Consider the following 416-nt stretch of genomic DNA (forward strand, 5'->3'; position numbering starts at 1 on the left):
CCCTTCACGAGTACGCATCCGGATCAGATCGGCTTCAAACTCCGCGAAAGTCGCAAGGATGTTGAAGAACAACTTGCCCATTGGATCAGACGGATCGTGAATACTGTTCCCAAGTTGAAGCTTCACGCCACGGGATGCCAGGCTGTCGCCAATAAGCCGTGCATCAGGGACAGAGCGGGCCAGTCGATCAAGCTTTGGTACGACCAAAGTATCGCCACTACGAACAGCCGCCAGTGCCTGGTCAAGGCCGGCCCTTTCCCGGTTCGTGCCGGTGAAGCCCTTGTCGGTGTAAATACGATCGGCAGAAACACCGAGTTTGAGCAGTTCCTGATGCTGGGCCGCGAGATCCTGTTTGTCCGTCGAGCAGCGGGCATAGCCGATCATTATGTGTGTCATACGGGAAAGTGTAACGTATA

The 416-nt window shown here is 55.0% G+C and carries 1 protein-coding gene; it reads right to left on the bottom strand.

Annotated elements, in window-relative coordinates; all coding sequences use genetic code 11:
* On the bottom strand, positions 1-396 hold a 396-nt coding region (locus KP705_RS18265; protein WP_215765325.1), incomplete at its 3' end, for a recombinase family protein.
* Between the last annotated feature and the right edge of the window lie 20 nt (positions 397-416).

The sequence above is a fragment of the Gluconobacter sp. P1D12_c genome (assembly GCF_018812105.1).
In the GTDB taxonomy this organism is placed as follows: domain Bacteria; phylum Pseudomonadota; class Alphaproteobacteria; order Acetobacterales; family Acetobacteraceae; genus Gluconobacter; species Gluconobacter oxydans_A.